Origin of the sequence: Streptomyces sp. NPDC059679 (assembly GCF_042734105.1) — a bacterium.
In the GTDB taxonomy this organism is placed as follows: Bacteria; Actinomycetota; Actinomycetes; order Streptomycetales; family Streptomycetaceae; genus Streptomyces.
In genome coordinates this window covers 19,485-36,887 of the sequence record NZ_JBHWES010000005.1, presented here as the reverse complement: position 1 = coordinate 36,887, position 17,403 = coordinate 19,485, and the positions used below count along the sequence as shown (strand labels likewise).

Annotated in this window: 2 protein-coding genes; both read right to left on the bottom strand. The window is 73.9% G+C overall.

What is annotated here, in order from left to right; all coding sequences use genetic code 11:
- Window positions 1–19 precede the first annotated feature (19 nt).
- Window positions 20–4,993, bottom strand: coding sequence for a beta-ketoacyl synthase N-terminal-like domain-containing protein (locus tag ACFV2X_RS08160; RefSeq protein ID WP_385612981.1), 4,974 nt, complete (start codon window positions 4,991–4,993; stop codon window positions 20–22).
- Window positions 4,986–17,384 (bottom strand): amino acid adenylation domain-containing protein, encoded by a 12,399-nt coding sequence (locus tag ACFV2X_RS08155; protein WP_385612979.1) that lies wholly within the window; start codon window positions 17,382–17,384, stop codon window positions 4,986–4,988. The genes ACFV2X_RS08160 and ACFV2X_RS08155 overlap by 8 nt, the downstream gene beginning before the upstream one ends.
- Window positions 17,385–17,403 lie beyond the last annotated feature (19 nt).

Below are 17,403 nucleotides of genomic sequence, written 5' to 3'. Positions count from 1 at the left end.
GGGCGCAGGCAGGGGCCGCTCAGCTCCCCGGGCTCTCCGGGCCGTCCAGGGCTCGGCGCACCTGGTGGGCCAGGGCGGAGGCATGGGGTTCGGCCAGCATGGTCCAGTGCTTGCCCGAACACGGCAGTACGGTCAGCCCGCCGGGGTGCAGCGCGCTCAGCCAGGTGCGCAGCCGCGCCTCGGTCCGGTGGGTGAGCCCGGCCTTGAACAGCACCGTACGACACGACACCGGCCTCGGCCGGTAGCGCAGCATGGCCCGCAGATAGGCCCGGAAGACCCGGCTCGCCCCGGGCACCGACCGCACCGTACGGCCCGCGGGCCCGATCTGGAGGGCGACCAGCGCCTGGTGCCACAGGCCCGCGGCGAGGTGCTGGGGAGCGGAGCCCAGGGGGCGGCCGCCGCTGTCCGGCGCGAAACCGTCCAGGAACAGCAGCAGTTCCACCCGCTCACCGGCCCGCTCCAGCTGCGCCGCCATCTCATGGGCCACCAGACCGCCCACGGACCAGCCGCCCACCGCGTACGGGCCGTGCGGCCGCACCGCGCGCAACACGCGGACGTGGTGGGCGGCCAGCTCCTCGACGCGGTCGGGGGTGCGCACGCCGCCCAGCAGCCCCGGGGCGTCGATCCCGTATACGGGCCGGTCCCCGCCGACGGCCCGGGCGAACTCCCGATAGCACAGCGCGCTTCCGGCGGCAGGGGCGGCGAGGAAGAGGGGCGTGCCGTGGCCGCCCTCCTGGAAGCGGACCAGTTCGCGGGGCAAGGCCGGGGACCGCTGCGGCCGGGTGTCCCCGGTCTCCCCCACCGCCCTGGTGTCTTGGGCGTCCCGGGCCAGCGCGGCCAGTCGGCCGAAGGTCGGCTGTTCCAGGAACTCCGCCAAGGGGACCGCGATCCCCAGTTCTTCATGGACACGGCCGCGCAGCCGTACAGCCATGAGCGAATCGCCGCCCAGGGCGAAGAAGTCGTCCCCGTCGTGTGCCGAGTCTGTGCCCAGGAGCCGGTTCCAGATCGGCGCCAATCCCGCCTCTGCGGACGGAATTTGGGCGTCCGACACCACTCGTGGATCCGGGTCGTCGGCCATCACTTGGTCAGCCACCGCTTCGACGACCACCGCTTCGACGACCACCGCTTCATCGACCAGCGCTTCATCGACCAGCGCTTCGTCGACCGATGCCAGCAGGACCGCGTGGTCCGCCGAGGGCCGCTGCGCCACCGCCACATCCGAGAACCCGGCGCCGTCGAGCGCCCGCCGCCAGCCGTCGGCGGGCAGATGGACGGAGTCGGTGCGCAGGTCGTCCGCGAAGTCCCACCAGCCGGGCGCCAGGCCCCACATGAAGTGGGTCCACAGCGCCACCCGGGTGACCTCGACGGCCCCCAGCCAGCCGCCCGCGGCAAGCAGCCCCCTCAGCCGACGCAGCGCGGCAGGCAGATCGGGCACCACATGGAGGGCGTTGTAGGCGAGCACGACGTCGAAGCCACCGGCGGGGAACCCTTGGGCGCCGAGGTCCTTGCCGAGGTCGAGCCGGGCACACCGGACCTGTCGCTGCCCCAGCTCGGCCGCGCGTTCCCGGGCCCGGAGCACGGCGAGTCCACTGATGTCGGTGAAGGTGTAGAGGTCCTGGGGATTGGCCGGCCAGGACTCCAGCACCCGCCAGGTGAGTTCCCCGCTTCCGCCGCCGACCTCGAGCACGCGCAGCGGCCGGTCCGCCCCGCTCGGCCCCCGGCTCGTGGCCACGGCCGCCGCCAACTGGTCGAGGCAAGGCCCCGCGTCGGCGACGTCGATCGTGTTGTCCATCAGACAGGCGCGCAGAAACGTGTCGTCGCCGTCCGGGTAGAGCACGGAGACCGGCTCACGGTCGCCGGCCAGCACCTGGGGGTACGCGTCCGCGCAGTGGTCGAGCATCCGGCGCAGCCCGCGCATCTCGTCGAGACCGGCCGGGTCGAGGGCTGAGCGCAGCCGCTCCTCGATGTCGTCGGGGACCTGGAGGTGGCGTCCGCACGGGGCCGTGTTCGTCGCGTCCGTCGCCTCCGCCGTAAGGAAACCGTGCTCGGTCATGGCCCGGATCATCAGCCGGGCCGGTCCGGTCAGCTTTCCGTCCCCGGCGAGGCGATCCGTCAGCTCCGCTTCGCCCACGCCGTCGCCGGGCACGAGGCGGCCGGTCCGCAGCCCGAGCCGGGTGGCCAGGGCCGCGGTGTACGTGTCGAGCCGCTGCACCAGATCGGGCCGCTCGGACAGCGTGGGCCGGTCCGCGGCCGACGGGTCCCGCAGGCCCTCGGCGAGCCGCCGCGCCGTCGCCACGTGCGCCGTCGCCACGTGCGCCGTCGCCACGTACGGCAGGCGCGGGGCCGGGCCCGATACGGCAGGAGCCCGTACGGCCTCGCCCGCGGGCTGATCGATGCCGGTACCGGTGCCGCAGGGCCTGGAGTCCAGGGGGTGGGGCGGCAGGGAGCAGCGCTGCCGGGACCCGCCCGCGAACTGCCCCACCTCCACGCTCAGCCCGGCCTCCCAGAGCCTGCCGACCGCCTCCAGGACCCGCGCCTCGGCGTCGTCCGTCGCGCCGTCGAGCAGTGGGACCGTGAGGTGGCGCGCGGTGTGGCGGGGGTGGTCGCGCACCGCCCGGCTCATGGAGGCGCCCGGACCGAGTTCGACGAACACCTCGGCGCCGCCCGACAGCAGCGTGTCCAGGCCCTGCCGCAGCCGTACGGTGTCCGTCAGCTGGGCGGCCCAGTAGTCGGCCGATGCCATCTCCTCGGGGGTGGCCCAGCCGCCGGTCACGTTGGACACCAGGGGTGTCCGCGGTGCCTTCGCGGTCAGCCGCGCCACGCGGGCGCGCAGCGCGGCGGCGGCCGGGGCCATCTGCGGGGAGTGGAAGGCCCTGCGGGTCTCCAGCAGGCGGATGGGCCAACCGTCCAGCAGTTCGGCGAGCCGCTGGACCGCCTCAGGCGGGCCGGAGAGGATGAGGCGGTCGTGGCCGTCCACGGCCACCGCGGGCCGGGGTTCGGGCAGTTTCGCCAGCGCCTGGGTCACGGCTTCGCGGGCGCCGTCCCGTACGAGCTCGACGGCGAGCATCCGGCCGGGGGCGGTGTCCCGGGTGGCCAGCGCGCGGGTGTGCACCAGGCGCAGCGCGTCGGGGAGTTCCCACACCCCGGCCGCGAGGGCGGCGGCGTACTCGCCGATGCTGTTGCCCATCACGGCGCCCGGCCTGATGTCCCAGCCGTCCAGGGCGCGGGTGAGGGCGTGTCCGAGGGCGAAGAGACCGAGCTGCTGGTGGACGGGGTCGTGGTACCACTCCGCCGGTGTCCGTGGGCTCAGCAGGGGCGACAGGTCCGTATCGGCCTCCTGCCGGGCCCAGTCGCGTACCTCGTCGAATGCCCCGGCGAACGCGGGCAGCACGGCGTACGCCCCGGCGGCGGCTCCGCCCGGGCGCAGGGTGCCCTGCCCCGGGTAGAGGAAGGCGACCCCGGTCGGCTCGGGTGTCGCCGGACCGTCCGGCAGGGGCTCCCCGAGCGCTTCGGCGGCCCGCGCCACATCGCGGGCGACGACGGTGGCGCGGTGTGCGTACCGGCGCCGGCCGTCGGCGAGGGTGCGCGCCACCTCGTCCAGCCGCGGTGCCGGGTCGTCCCGCAGCCGCTGGGCCAGCTCGCTCCGGGCGGTGCGCAGCGCGTCGGGGGACGCGGCGGACACCGTCAGCAGGCGCGGCCCGCGCGTGCCCGCGCGGGCGGCGGGCGGTGTCGGGGCGGCCTCCAGGACGGCGTGCGCGTTGGTCCCGCCGACGCCGAAGGAGCTGACGCCCGCGAGCGTCGGCCGGCCCTCGGGCCACGGGCCGTGGCGGTCGGCGACGGTGAACGGTGTGGTTTCGAGCTTCATCAGCGGGTTGGGCCGCCGGAAGTGCGCGGTCGGCACCAGCTCCCGGTGCCGGAGCAGCAGCGCCGTCTTGATCAGGCCGCTGACGCCGGAGGCCGAGCCGGTGTGCCCGATGTTGCCCTTGACCGCGCCCAGGACACAGGTCCCCACCGCGTCCGTGGTGGTGCGGAACGCGGCGGTGAGCGCGGCCACTTCCACCGGGTCGCCCAGCCGGGTGGCGGTGCCATGTGCCTCGATGTGGCCGATGTCCGCCGGGTCGGCATCGGCCCGGCCCAGGGCAGCCAGGATGACATCGCGCTGCCCGCCCGGCGAGGGCGCGGTGAACCCGGCCTTGTCTCCCCCGTCGTTGTTGATGGCCGTGCCCCGGATGACGGCCACCACCTGGTCGCCGTCGCGCAGCGCGTCCTCCAGCCGGCGCATCACCACCACGCCCGCGCCCGAGCTGGAGACGGTGCCCGCGGCATCGGCGTCGAAGGGGCGGCAGTGTCCGTCGGGCGACAGGATGCCGCCCTCCTCGTACACATAGCCCGTCACCTGCGGGAAGAAGAGCCCCACACCCCCGGCCAGAGCAGCGTCGCACTCGTATCCGAGCAGGCTCTGCACCGCCTGGTGCACCGCGACCAGCGAGGTGGAGCAGGCGGTCTGCACCGTCAACGCCGGGCCGGTGAGCCGGAGTTTGTACGCGGCCCGGGTCGCCAGGAAGTCCTTGTCGCGGCCGAGGGTCTGGCTGACGAGCTCTTCCTGCGAGGCGCCCAGGGGCACGGCGTCGCATCCGGCGAACACCCCGATCGGGCCCGGGAAGCGGTGCGGGTCGATGGCCGCGTCGTCCAGGGCGGTACTGGCACACTCCAGGAACACCCGCTGCTGTGGGTCGATGCCACGGGCCTCGCCGAGGCTGTAGCCGAAGTACGACCAGTCGAAGCGGTCGGCTCCGGCCACCACTCCGCGCGCGGCCACGAAGTCCGGCCGCTCCGCGAGCCGTCGGTCGACGCCCGCGGCGGCGAGCTGGTCCGGAGTGAACCGGGAGACGGTGTCCCGGCCGGCCACCAGGTTGTCCCAGAACGCGCGGACGTCCCCGGCGCCCGGCAGTCGGCAGGCCATGCCGACGATGGCCACGGCGTCCTCATGCATCGGTCTCATCCCCCTTCCGGCCGGTCGCCGGGCGCCGGTCGCGCTGCCTGGCCCGGCGCCCCTTCCGCGCCCGCTCCCGGAAGTCCTCCGCCGCGGACGCCGCGTGCTCGCGCTCGTCAGGCCCGTCGATCGCCCGGGCCATGGCGTGGACCGTGGCGTGTTCGAAGAGCCGCTGGACGGGCAGCTCGATGCCGAAGGCGCCCTCCAGCCGGCGTTGCAGGGTGGCCAGGCGCAGCGAGTCGCCGCCGAGGTCGAAGAAGTTGTCGTGGACACCGACGGTGTCCACGCCCAGCACCTCGCGCCACAGGGCCGCGATACGCCGCTCCCGGTCGCCCTGGGGCGCCACGGCCGGAGCCGCACCCACCAGATCCGCGCGCCCGGGCCGGGGCAGGGCCGCGTGGTCGACCTTGCCGTGCGGGGTGAGCGGCAACTCGTCGAGCCACACCAGGGCGTCCGGGACCAGCGGCGGCGGCAGCGTCTCGCGCAGCGCCGCGAGCACGGCCTGGGTCGCGGCCGCGGTTGCTGTTGCGGTTGCGGCTGTGGTTGCGCTCGCGGTCGCAGTTGCGGTTGTGTTCGCGGGGGCGGTCGCGGACGCGGGAGCCGCCTCGGGGTCGGCGCTGGGCACCGCGTACGCCACCAGGCGCGCGGACGCGGCCTCGAAGGCGCGTACGGCGGCCTGGGCGACCAGCGGATGCGCGGCCAGCCTGGCCTCGATCTCCTCCGGCTCGATGCGGTGTCCGCGCACCTTGAGCTGACGGTCCGCCCTCCCGATGAACTCCAGAGTTCCGTCGGGCAGCCAGCGCCCCAGGTCGCCGGTGCGGTAGACGGGCCCGGGCACGCCCTCGGGACCGGCGGGGAGAAACCGCTCGGCGGTCAGCTCGGGGCGCCGCCAGTAGCCGAGCGCCACTCCGCCGCCGCCGATGAGGATTTCGCCCTTCACGCCGACCGGGCAGCGGTGGCCCGACTCGTCGACCACGTAAACGCGTACCCCGGCCGCCGGACGGCCGACCCGCCCCGGGCGGAAGTCCGCCTCGCCGGGGGTGACGGTGTGGCCGGCCGCGGTCACGGTCGCCTCGGTCGGCCCGTAGCAGTTGACCAGCCCGTACGGCAGGCCGGGCGGTGGCGCGGAGCCGAGCGCCGCGCCACCGTAGACCAGTTGGCGCAGCGCGCGGGGCGGCTCGCCGTGTGCCCAGATGGTCTCGGCGAGCGCCGCGGGCACGACGGCGACGGTCACCCGGTGGGTGTCCAGCCACCCGGACACCTCGCCGGGGAACACCGTGCCGCGGTGCGGGACGAGTGCCGCGCCCGCGGTCAGGGTCGGCCAGATCTCGGAGACGGCGGCGTCGAAGCCGACGTTGATGAGCTGGCTCACCCGGTCGGCCGGCCCCAGCCCGAGCAGATCGGCGAACCACAGGGCATGCTGGGCGAGCCCTCCGTGGCGGACGACAACGCCCTTGGGCAGGCCGGTGGAGCCCGAGGTGTAGACGACATACGCCGGGTCGTCGGCACCGGGCGGCTCGGGCGCCGCGCCGGCAGTGTCCCGGGGCGCCTCGGACACATCGAACGCCGTTATCTCGTTGGGCAGTTGAGGGCGAGGTGCGCCGTCGGTGAGGACCACCCGTGCGCCCAGGTCGTCGAGGATGTACGCGACACGCTCCGGCGGGTAGCCGGGGTCCACCGGGCAGTACGCACAACCGGCGTACCACGCCGCCAGCATCGCCACGACCAGGTCGGGCCCCCGGCCGAGCAGCACGGCCACGACCGGTTCGCCTTGGCGCGCCGGTTGCTTGATACGCGCCGCGAGCCGACGGGCGCGGGTGTCCAGCTCGGCGTAGCTGAGCGGGCCCTCGGGGGTGTCAACGGCCGTGGCGTCAGGCGTGGCCCTGACGCGCGCGGCGATCAGCCGCGGCACGGTCGTGGGCGGCGCGGCGGCGGGCCCTTCCTCGAGCGCGGCGAGCACGGCGCGCTCGTCGGTGCCGATGCGGGGCAGCGAGGCCAGCGGGCGGTCGGGCCGGTCCACCAGGTCGGCGAGCACCGCGGCGGTCAGGGCCGCCAGGCGTTCGGCCTCCGCGCGGGCGATGCGATCACCACGGTAGGCCAGCAGCCCGCGCAGGATGCCGTTCTGCTCCTGGAAGGACACCGTCACGGCGCCCTTGGCCGCCCAGTCGGCGCCCTCGCCGCTCAGCGCGAACCGTCGCAAGCGGTGGCCGCCGAGCGACGGGGCCCGGGTCTCGGGGACGACGGGGGTCAGGGCGAGATCGGCGTACGGGGTGATGCCGTAGCGGCGTTCGGGATTGAGCGCCGCTACGACCTGGTCGAACGGCACATGCTGATCCTCCAGCGCCTCCAGCACCCGCTCCCGCATCCCCCGCAACAACGAACCCACCGTGGTGTCCCCGTCCACCACGGACCGGATCACCACCGTGTTCGTACACGGCCCAACCACAGAACCGAAACGCTCACCCGCACGATTGGCCACCGGGCATCCGAACGTCACATCCCGCTCACCACTCCACCGATGCAACGCCCCCGCAAACCCAGCCGCCACCGCCATGAACCACGACACGCCCTCCCGCTCCGACACCCCACGCAACCGCCCTAATACGTCCCTGGCCAGCGGGACTTCAACCACCCCTGCGCTCTCCGCCACCCCGGGCCCCGGCCACGGCACATACGCCGGCGCCCCCGCAAGCCGCCCACGCCACCGCTCCACCCCCGCACGACCCGCCACCGAACCCACCAACTCCCCCTGCACCCGCACAAACTCCCGATACTGCACCACCTCGGCGGCAGCCCCCTGCCGGAGTACGGGAGTGTGCGCGGTGTCGGCCAGGGCGGTCAGCAGGTCGCGGAGCAGCCCGGCGAGCTCCCCGGCGTCCCGTCGGCTCAGCTGGTCACCCCGGTACGACAGGGCCACGCGGTCCCGCCCGTCCTCGCGGAAGACGGTGACGGTGACCGGGAACTTCTGCTCGGCGGCGAGCTGACTGCTCATCACCGGGGTCAGGACCGTCCCACCCAGGGGGTAGCCGTCGTCCACCGGCGCCAGGTTGAGAACCGCGCCCGCGAAGGGGGTGACGCCGTAGCGGCGCTCGGGGTTGAGCGCCGCTACGACCTGGTCGAACGGCACATGCTCGTCCTCCAGCGCCTCCAGCACCCGCTCCCGCATCCCCCGCAACAACGACGCCACCGTCGTGCCCTCGTCCACCACGGACCGGATCACCACCGTGTTCGTACACGGCCCAACCACAGAACCGAAACGCTCACCCGCACGATTCGCCACCGGACACCCGAACGTCACATCCCGCTCACCACTCCACCGATGCAACGCCCCCGCAAACCCAGCCGCCACCGCCATGAACCACGACACACCCTCCCGCTCCGACACCCCACGCAACCGCCCCAACGCCCCCTCATCCAGCGGAACCTCAACCACCCCCGCTTTCTCCTCCACCCCAGGCTCCGGCCACGACACATACGCCGGCGCCCCCGCAAGCCGCCCACGCCACCGCTCCACCCCCGCACGACCCGCCACCGAACCCACCAGCTCCCCCTGCACCCGGACAAACTCCCGATACTGCACCGCGTCATCGCCCAGCCCGCCCACGCCCTCGTACGCAGCGTTCATGTCCTGGACGAGCGGCACCAGCGACGGGCCGTCGCATACGAGGTGGTGCAGGCACAGCACGAGCAGCTGGCCGTGTTCGCCGAGGTCGATCAGGGCGGGCCGCAGCAGTCGGCCGGACGCGAGGTCGAAGGGCCCCCCGGCCATCTCGCGGACCCGTTCCCGCCACCGCGCGTCCTGCTCCGCCGGGTTCATACCCGACAGGTCGACCTCTTCCAGGGGCGGCGACCAGGGTTCTCCGATCCGCTGCCACAGTCGGCCGCCGCGCTCCACAAACCCGGTGCGCAGCGCCTCATGGCGGGCCACGACGGCGTCCAGGGACCGGCGCAGCCGCCCGGGGTCCAGGCGTCCGCCGCGCACCCGCCACACCAGAGGCATCGCATAGCGGTCGGGGCCGGAGGACAACTGCTCGTCCAGGGCGATACGGCGCTGGAAGTCCGACGCGGGCACCAGCTCCCCGTCCGCCGAATCAGCCGTGTTCGCCGTGTCCGCTACGGCGCCGGCCTGACCCAAGTAGCGATGTCCGTACGCCGTGATCGCCTCGTCGATCCGGTCCGCGAGATCCCCCAGCCGCGGGTTCTCGAACACCGTGCGCACCGGCAGGTCGACGCCGAAGCGCTCCGCCACCTGGGACAGCAGGGTGGCCGCCAGCAGGGAGTGTCCGCCCGCCTCGAAGAAGGAGGTGCCGGCGAAGATCTCCGGTACGGGCAGCAACTCGGCCCACAGCGGGGCGAGGGCCTTCGCCGTCTCGGTGCGCGGGGCGCTGCCCGCCCCGTCCGTCAGCAGTGTGCTGCGGGCGGCCAGCTCGGCGGGGTCCACCTTCCCGTTGACCGAGAGAGGGATACGGTCCGCCACCTTGAACACCGAGGGCACCATGTACTCGGGCAGCCGCTCGGCGAGCCGGGCGCGCAGCTCTCCCGCGCTCGGCACATTCGCAGGGCACCAGACATGGGCCACCAGGCGGTCGGTGTCCGCTCCGTCAGCGGTGACCACGGCCTGCGCGACATCGGGGTGCCCGGTCAGGCAGGTCTCGACCTCGCCGGGCTCGATGCGGTAGCCGCGCACCTGTAGTTGGTCGTCCATCCGGCCCAGGTACTCCAGTGTGCCGTCGGGCAGATAGCGGCCCAGGTCACCGCTGCGGTAGAGGCGGCCGGAGCCGTACGGATCGGGCACGAACCGCTCGCGCTCCAGCTCCGGCCGCCCCACGTACCCGGCCGCCACCCCCTCGCCGCCGACGCAGATCTCCCCCACCGCGCCGACCGGCAGCAGCCGGTGCCGGCCCGCGGTGGGGTGTGGGTCGAGGAGGCGGACGGTGGTGGTGGGGATGGGTGTGCCGATCGGGCTGCGGTCGGCCGCGATGTCCTCGGCGGTGATGGTCCGGGCGGTGACATGCACGGTGGTCTCGGTGATCCCGTACATGTTGACCACCTCGGTGCCGGGGTGTCCGGCGGGCCAGTCGCCGAGGGTGGCCGGGGCGAATCGGGCCCCGCCGAGGATGACGTACCGCAGGCTCGCCATCCGCCGCGCCTCGGTGTCCGTGACCCGGACCAGCTGCGCGAACATGCCCGGGGTCTGGTTGAGGACCGTCACCTGGTGGCGGCGTACCAGCTCCGCCATGCGCCGTGGGTCGCGCAGTTCGTCGCCGTCCGGCACCACGAGCCGGCCCCCGTGTACGAGACAGCCGAAGATCTCCCAGACGGAGAAGTCGAAGGCGTACGAGTGGGCGAGGACCCATACGTCGTCGGGCCCGAAGCGGAACGGCAGCCGGTCGGCCGCCACCAGCCGCACCACATTGCGGTGGGTGACCCGCACCCCCTTCGGGCGGCCGGTGGTGCCCGAGGTGTAGATGACATAGGCGAGGTCGTCCGGGGCGGGCTCGAGCAGGGGCTCCCGCTCCACAGATGCGGCGAAGTGGCCTGAGTGGTCGACTTCGTCGAGGCGTACGGTCGGGCCGGCGAAGCCGGGATCAGCGGTGTGTGCGGCGTCCGTGAGCAGCAGTGCCGCCGCGCTGTCGGTGAGGATGAAGGCCGCGCGGTCCGCCGGGGCGGCCGGGTCGACCGGTACGTACGCCGCTCCGGCCAGCAGCACGGCCAGGACGGCCTCGACCTGCCCGAGCCCCCGCTGGACGCGCAGTCCGACGGTGTCGCCGGGGCGTACGCCGTGGTCGGCGAGGACCCGGGCGATCCGCTCGGCGCGCTCGACGAGTTGCCGGTAGGTGAGTGTGCTCTCGCCGTCGGCCAGGGCCACCCGGTCCGGGTGATCCGCGACCCGCTCGCGCACCAGTTGGGCGAGCGTGGTGTGCGGGTAGTCGGCGGCCGTGTCGTTCCACTCCTCGATCTGACGGTGGCGCTCGGCCTCCGTGAGCGGTTCGAAGGCGCCGAGGGGGGTGTCGGGCCGGGTGGCGGCGTCGCGCAGCAGGCGCTGCCAGTGTTCCGCGAAGAGGCGCATCCGCGCCGGGTCGTAGTACAGGCCGTTGAACACCAGCCGCCCGCCGGCCCCGTCACCGTCCCCGGCCTCGTCCCCGCCTGTGTGTCGCAGTGTCAGGAGCAGATCGCATTTGCCCAGACCCGCGACGGGGGTGGGCGGTTGGCCTTCGGGCGCGTCGTGCTCGAAGTCGAAGACCACGTCGAAGAGGGCGGTCCTGCTCATGTCCTTGGGCGGGGCGACACGCCGCGCCACCTCGTCGAACGGTGCGAGCCCGCAGTCGCGCACCTCCCTCAGCCCCGCCTCGCACTCCCGTGCCCAGGACGCGAAGGACCGCTCGTGGCAGCCGCGCAGCCGCAGCGGCAGGAAGTCGTCCACCGGGCCCACCACATGGGCCGTGGCGGTGCTGCGGCGGGGGTTCGCCACGCCCACGGTGAGATCGGTCTGCCCCGAGTACCACATGAGCAGGGTGGTGTACGCGGCGAGCAGCACGGCCTCGGTGGTGACGCCCTCACGCCGCGCGAACTCGGCGACGACCGTGCTGTCCGGGAGGTCGACCGGGAGGGAGTGTTCCTCGTAGATGTGGACGGCGGCCCTGGTCCGGTCCTCGGGCAGCCGCAGGGCCCCGCTCCCGCCGTCGAGCAGTTCGGCGAGACGGGCCGTGTGACGCTCTTCGGCCTCGGTGTCCCGCGCCTGCCACCACTGCACGAACGAGGGCGGCGCGGAGGGCGGTTGGCCACCGTCCAGCAGGGTCGCGATCTCCTGGCCGACGGTACGCAGCGAGGCGCGGTCGGCCACGGCGAGATGCGCGACGAGCACCAGGGCGCACCCCTCGCCCTCACCGCCCCGCTGCCCGACCGCGACCCGGAACAGCGGTCCTTCGGTGAGGCGGAAGGGGCGGCGAAGCCAGGCGGCGACTCCGTCGGGGGCGGTGTCCGTCAGGGTGGCGCATTCGACGGGCACCCGCTCATGGACGCGCTGGGTACAGGTCCCGTCGGAGAGGTGCACCGTGGTGCGCAGCGCCGGGTGGCGTTCCAGGACCGCCGCGACCGCCCGGCGCAGCTCGGCCTCGCCAGGGGTGGTGTCCAGGGCTAACAGCTGGGACACGTTGTGGTAGACGGGGGCGTCCTCGTACACCGTGCCGCGCTCGAAGTGTTCGACGAAGGCCATGCGCTGCTGATGCGGGGTGGCCGGGTGCTCCTCGTACGGGGCCACCTGGCCGGCCTGCCCCGCGCATTCGTCGTAGGCACGCTCCAGGTCCCGCAGGAAGACCGGTTCGGAGCCGATGTCCCACACCAGGTGGTGCAGACAGCACATCAGCAGCTGGTCCCGGCCGTCCTCCGCGAGGTCCACCAGCATGACGCGCAGCAACCGCCCCGAGGCGATGTCGAAGGGCTGCTGGGCGAGTGCGTCCAGTGCCGCCCGGGCGTCGGCCAGGCGTGCTTCGTCCGTGGCGCCCTCGGCGAGGCGGTGCACCACCTCCGGGACCCACGGCTCGCCGATGACCTGCTGCGGTCTGCCGTCCGGCTCCCGCTCGACGAAGCTCGTACGCAACGCCTCGTGGCGGGCCACGACCCGGCCGAGCGCGGTGCGCAGGGCGGCCGGGTCGAGGCCGCCCCGGACCCGCCAGGCCAGCGGGACGTTGTAGAACGAGCCGGTGCCGCGCAGCCGTTCGTCCAGCCAGATGCGCTCCTGGAAGCCGGACACGGGGCAGCGGTCCCCCGATTCGCCGGACGCTCCCTCCTCCGATAGCTCCTTTGGTGCGTTTTCGGACACTTCAGCGGGGGCGCGGCGCGCGTCGAGTTCCTGGGCCAGGGCACTCAGGCGCGAGTGCTCGAAGACGGTGCGCAGCGAGATGTCCACGCCCAGCTGCGCCGAGACCCGCGAGACGAGGCGGGTGGCGAGGAGGGAGTGGCCGCCCAGCGCGAAGAAGTCGGGGCGTGCGGCCGGATCGACCGCGCTCCGCAGCAGATCCGACCAGATGGCGGCGAGTTCCCGCTCGGTGGCGGTGACCTCGACGTCTGCCTCACCGCCCGCCCGCGCCGTGTCCGTCCGGTCGCCGGGCGCCGGCGGGGCCCAGGCCGGGTCCGCCACCGGCGGGAGCTCCGCGCGGTTGACCTTGCCGTTGACGGACAGCGGCAGATGGTCGAGCACGACATACGTGGACGGCGTCATGTAGTCGGGCAGCTGCTGCTGTGCGTACGCCTCGATGGCCGCGGCCAGTTCCGGGTGCGGCTCCGGGCGGATCGGCTGGTTGGTGAACGCCTCCGCCGGGGCGTCAGCCGCGGTCGTACGGCGCCTGGGGTAGGTGTCGGAGACGAAGTCCGGCGCCTTCGGCCCGGCGCTCCCGGGCAGCGCCGCGGGGTCCAGGAACAGCACGTCGAGACTGCCGTCCGCCGCCGCCTCCGCCCAGGTGAGCACCGTACGCAGGCCGAGGCCCCGGCCGAGCGCGGCGAAGTCCTCGGGATCGGGGCAACCGTCGTCCGGGACACCGCCGTCTCGAACGCCTTCGTCGAAGACACCGCCGTCGAGGGCGTCGCGGGCCGCGGCGACGCCGGTGCCCGCGCACACCTCGTGCTCGGCCCGTAGCAGCGGGCGCACCCTGGCGTTGGGCACCCCCGTGAGCCGTAGCGCGGACGGCTGCTTGTCGCGCAGATAGCGGCCCACATCGGCCAGGTCGGCGACGTCGTGGCCCCAGCGCGCCACCGTGGCGTCGGTGCATGAGTAGGGCTCGGCGTCGGCGGACGCCTTGCGCACCACGGCCTCGTAGCGGAACTGGGTGAGTTCGTTGTGCGCACGGCCGCGTTTGATCCGCACATCGACGCCGACGACCTCGGGCAGCGCGCCCAGGTGTTCGGTGAAGAACTCCGGCTCCACGAGGAGTTCCTTCTCGTGCAGCACCGCCCGCTCCACCGCGCGCTTCAGCCCGGAGAGGTCTTCCAAGCCGTGCTCGGCCGTCCCGCGCCGCAGTTCCACCCCGGTGCGGAACTCCCGTAGCAGCCGCTGGGGCCGTACGTCTCCGACGAAGAGGTGTCCGCCGGGCGTCAGGGCGTGCAGGGCGCCGCGCAGCGCCGCGGACAGATAGGCGGCGCTCGGCAGATACTGCACCACCGAGTTGATGACGACGCAGTCGAAGTGTTCCAGCGGGATGCCCGACAGGTCGCGGGCCTCGCGCCGCAGCAGCCGTACCCGGTCCGCGATCCGCTCGTCCTCGCGCACCTTCGCCGCCAGCCGGGTCACGGCGCGCTCGGAGAAGTCGGTGGCCCAGTACTCGGCGCAGTGCGGGGCCAGCCGGGCGAGGAGCAGCCCGCTGCCGGCCCCGATCTCCAGGATGCGGCGCGGGCGCAGCGCGAGAACGCGGTCGACGGTGCGGTCGCGCCACTCCCGCATCTCGTGGCGCGGGATGGGCGTGCCGCGGTAGCTGTCCATCCAGCCGCCGAAGTCCTCGCCGAGCGTGGCCTGGTCGCCCTCGCGGTACATGTCCTCGTACACGTGTCGCCACTCACGGACGCGTTCCAGCTCATCGGCGACTCCGCCGTCACTCCCCGGCCCGGCCGTGCCCTGTTCGGTGAGGTCCTGCTCGGCGGTGGGCACCAGATAGGCCACCAGGCGCTTTCCGCCTCCCGGGGCGGCCTGGGGCACGACGACGGCCCGCGCCACGTCCGGGTGGCGTTCCAGGCTCAGTTCGATGTCGTGGGGCTCGACCCGGAAGCCGCGGATCTTCACCTGGTCGTCGGCGCGGCCGAGGAAGCGGAGGGTGCCGTCGGGGGCCAGGCGCACCAGGTCACCGGTGCGGTACATGCGGCCGGGGTGGAAGGGGTTGGCGCGGAAGCGCTCGCGGGTGGCTTCGGGGCGGTTGACGTAGCCGGCCGAGACATGTGCGCCGCCCACCCACAGCTCGCCCGGGGCGCCCTGGGGTACGGGGCGCCCGTCGGCGTCGAGCACGTACAGGGTGGTGTTGTCCATCGCCCGGCCGATGGGGACTGGGCCCTGCGGCGCCCGGGTCATGCGGTGGCGGGTGGCGAACGTCGTGGTCTCGGTGGGGCCGTAGCCGTTGACGACGACGATGCCCGGGCAGGTGTCGAACACCCGGGCCACGGCCGCCTGGGACACCACGTCGCCGCCGGTCCACACCTCGCGCAGACCGCGCAGAGCGTCGGGCTCCTCCTCGGCCAGGGCGGCGAAGAGCCCGGCGGTCAGCCACGCGGCGGTCGCTCCGTGGCGCGCGATCGCCCCGCGCAGCGTGGCCGGGAGCAGCGCTCCCGGCGGCGCCACGCAGATCCGCCCGCCGGACAGCAGGGGCACCCACAGCTCGTACAGCACGGCGTCGAAGGCGTGCGGCGAGTGCCACAGGACCCGCTGGTGCGCACCGCCCGACCAGCAGCGGTCGTGGGCGAGGGCGGCGATGTTGCGGTGGGTGAGCTGGACGCCGGAGGGCACCCCGGTGGAGCCGGAGGTGTACATCACGCAGGCCGGCGCGTCCGGGGATACCGGCTCGTACGGCGCGGGCGGTACGGGCGGCGCGGCCCGTTCGAGCTCGGCCACGTCGGCGACGGGCAGTCCCGCGTCGGCCTGCTCGCGCACCACGGGCAGCTCGCGCGTGGCGCCGTCGACCAGCAGCAGGTCGCCGTCGGCCTCGGAGATCAGGGTGCGCAGTCTGGTGGCGGGCTGCCGCTCGTCCAACGGCACGTAGGCTGCGCCCGTCTTGACGATGGCCAGCAGGGCGACCAGCAGCTCGACGGACCGCTCCATGAACACCAGGGCGGTGGCGCCGGAGCGCACACCACGCTCGCGCAGCAGCCCGGCGAGCCGGTCGGACCGCGCGTCGAGCTCCCGGTAGCTCAGCTCCGTATCGCCGTCGGCCACGGCCACCGCGTCCGGGGTACGGGCGGCCTGCCGCCGGAACAGCTCGCCCAGGGGTGCCTCGGGGAGCGGCCGAGGGGCCTCGTTCCATACGTCGAGGAGCCGGCCGCGCTCGCGGGGGCCGGTGCACTCGAAGCTCGCCACGGGGCGGTGGACGGTGTCGGGGCCGAGCCCGTCCAGCAGGGTGGCCAGCCGCTCGTGGTGGTCGGCGAGGGCGGCGTCGTCGCACCGGTCGGGGTGCGCGTCCAGGGTGAGCCGCAGCTCCCCGGCACCGGTGCTGCCGGTACTGCCGGTACTGCCGGGGTGCTGGAAGCAGCACAGGGTGAGATCTTCGGTCGGCATGATGGAGAGGTTGTGCAGGGTGCCCGACGCACCGCCGAGGTCGATCGTGCCCAGCGGCGGTATCAGGTTGACCAGCGGTCCGGCGACCCGTCTGCGCTCGGGCCAGCCGAGCTCCCGGCGCAGGTCCTCGCCGCGGTAGCGCTGGTGCGCCACCGCCTGTGCCACGGCCTCGTGCGTTTCGGTGAGCAGCCCGGCCCAGGTCGTGGCGGCGGTGATGCGCAGCCGCAGCGGAAGGACGTCGGACATCATCCCGGGGAACCGCTCGGCGCCTGGCGTGGCGCGGCTGCGGCTGGCCAGGCCCACCACGATGTCCTCACGGCCGGTCATACGGGCGGTGTACGCGGCGACGGTGGCGATGAGCGCCCGGGGGAAGTTGGTGCCCGCCTCCCGCGCCGCCGCGCGCAGGGCCCGGTGCCTGTCGGCGGGCAGTGTGAAGGCCACCCGCCGCACCTCGTGCGCGGCCAGGGCGGTGCCGTTCGCCTCGTTCAGGGTCGTACGGCCCGCGTCCGTCAGCTCGACGGGGGCCGGGCGGTCGGCGAAGCGGTCGAGCCAGTAGGCCCTGCCGGCCGCGTACTCCGCCGAGGTGCGGTAGTGGGCCGCCTCGTCCAGGGCCTCGCCGAGGGTCTGGAACCGCGCAGGGGGGACCGGACCGTCCGCCCGCAGCGCGCGGTAGACCTCGGCGACACGCTGGGCGATGAGGTTGAAGGCGTATCCGTCGGCGACCACGTGGTGGTAGCGCTGTGCCCATAAGGTGCGCCCGGGGGCGACTTCGAGGATCGCGAAGTCGCTGACGTGGCCCGCCTCCAGGTCGAAGGGGATGTGCAGGAACCGCTGCAGCCATGTGTGCGCCGCGGCCATCGGGTCCGGCTCGGCGGTGAAGTCGTGCACGGCGATATGCGGGGCGGTGGGTTCCAGCAGGATCTGCCCCGGCGGGTCCGACCGCCCGTCGAAGCGGACATGCAGTCCGTCGACCTCCATGACCACGCGTTTGATCGCGTCGATGAGCAGGGCGGTGTCCACCGCTCCCTGGATGTCGAGGTATTGGAGGCAGTTGTAGACGGGGCTGGTCGGATCCAGGTTCTGTGCGTACCAGATGCCGGACTGGGCCGGGGACAGGGGGTGGGTCGGACGGGAAACCATGGCTGTTCCTGCTTCCTCT

Bases quoted from the DNA above. Each gene is read 5' to 3' on its own strand.
- ACFV2X_RS08160 (WP_385612981.1), bottom strand. From the start codon at position 4,993: ATGCATGAGGACGCCGTGGCCATCGTCGGCATGGCCTGCCGACTGCCG.
- ACFV2X_RS08155 (WP_385612979.1), bottom strand. From the start codon at position 17,384: ATGGTTTCCCGTCCGACCCACCCCCTGTCCCCGGCCCAGTCCGGCATC.